Origin of the sequence: Arthrobacter sp. TB 26 (assembly GCF_000427315.1) — a bacterium.
Classification (GTDB): Bacteria; Actinomycetota; Actinomycetes; order Actinomycetales; family Micrococcaceae; genus Arthrobacter.
Map to the genome: position 1 here is coordinate 1 of NZ_AUPJ01000023.1, position 1,678 is coordinate 1,678.

At 69.5% G+C, this 1,678-nt stretch carries 1 protein-coding gene and 1 pseudogene; both read left to right on the forward strand.

Going from position 1 to position 1,678, the window contains the following annotated elements; translation table 11 throughout:
* A pseudogene (locus K789_RS25280) lies at window positions 1-623 on the forward strand (hypothetical protein); the annotation flags it as partial.
* Window positions 624-693: 70 nt separating this feature from the next.
* Window positions 694-1,560 (forward strand): MurR/RpiR family transcriptional regulator, encoded by an 867-nt coding sequence (locus K789_RS0100430; protein WP_024365022.1) that lies wholly within the window; start codon window positions 694-696, stop codon window positions 1,558-1,560.
* The last annotated feature ends 118 nt before the right edge of the window (window positions 1,561-1,678 follow it).

Here is a 1,678-nt window from a genome sequence, read left to right on the forward strand (position 1 = left end):
GGCTCCGGGTCTTGGAGGACCCGGCCCGGGGACTGGTCATCGGCCATTCCGGCGGCTATCCGGGCTTCAGCTCGCACATGACGTGGCACCCCGGGAGCGGGACCGCCGTCGTCGGCTTCGAGAATGCCAGCTACGCGAAGGTCGGCGGCCTGGTCCGCGAAGTGCTCGCCGGGGTGCTGGATGGTGATACCGAACGCCCTGCCGGCGGACCCGCTCCCGGCGGACTAGCGACGCCGGCTCCCGGAGAACGTCCGCGGACCGGGGTGATGCCGTGGCCGGAGACGCTGGCGGCGCGAATCGTCGTCGAACGCCTGGTGGAAGCGTGGGATGACGGACTGGCGCGCTCGGTCTTCGCCGGAAATGTCGAGTTGGATGAATCGATCGCGGACCGCCGCCACCGGCTCCAGCTGGCGCTGGCCACGGTGGGGCCGCTGCGGCACGGCGCCGGGGAGCCTGGCCTCAGCGTGACGGCGGCGAGGCTCGAATGGGTGATTCCCGGATCCCGCGGCGGACTCAGCTGCGAGGTGTCGATGACCCCCGAGGCGGTGCCCAAGGTGCAGAGCCTGACTTTCTCGGCCGTCACGTCCACGCCGGTCGATGCCGTGGCGCCCGTCAGGACATAGAATCCGAGAACCCTGGGCGGCCGGCGCCTCAGGGACTGCAGGGCAGGGCCCGAACCCAGGGGAGCCGTACGTGAGCATCCAGTCCACCATTCATTCCCTCATGCCCTCGCTGGCGCCTGCCGCCCGGCGCGTTGCCGAGGTGATCGTCGCCGACCCGGGCGTCGTGCTGGGACTGACCATCTCCGAGCTCGCCACCATGTGCAACACCTCGGAGCCGTCGGTGGTGCGGTTCTGCCGCGCCATCGGGTTCAGTGGCTATGTCCAGCTCCGGCTGGCCCTGGCCACCGAAATTGGCCGGGAGCACAGCACCGGGGTGGAGGGGAAGAAATTCGGCGAAGACATCCGGCCGGAGGACTCCCTCGCGGACGCCGTCGCCAAAGTCCGGTACACCGAGACCATGGGCATCCAGGAGACCCTGGACGGCCTTGACCTTGACGTCCTCGGCGCCGTCGCGGAGAAGATCAATGCCGCGCCGCACACGCTGATCTACGGGGTGGGGGCCGGGGCCATCGTGGCGGATGACCTCCGGTACAAGCTCTTCCGGATCCGGCGGCAGGCGACGTCGTTCCGCGACCAGCATGATGCCCTGATGGGGGCATCCCTCATGGGTCCGGAGGACGTGGCGATTGCCTTTTCGCACAGCGGCCGGACCCGGGAGACCCTGGAGTTCCTCCGCCGGGCGAAGGCCTCGGGAGCTACGACGGTGGCGGTCAGCAATGCCGCAGCCTCGCCGATCGTCCAGGAGGCAGACCTCAGCCTGTTCACCGTGGTGCGGGAGACGGCATTCCGTTCCGGTGCGATGGTGTCCCGGATTGCCCAGCTCTCTGTGGTGGATTGTCTCTTTGTTAGTGTGGCGCGGCTGAGCTACGGGGCCACGCTCGAGGCGCTGGAAACCACCCGTGAGGCCGTGCTGGGACGGCCTGGGCCGCGCCAGTAGACCGGGTCCTTCAGGCGGACCGGTTTCCTGGCCGGTCCGGCGCTTGGCCCGGCTTTTAGGCCGGCGGCATAAATGGTCGGGCGTTCAGCCGGGCCGGGCCGCGCACAGGATCCGGGCC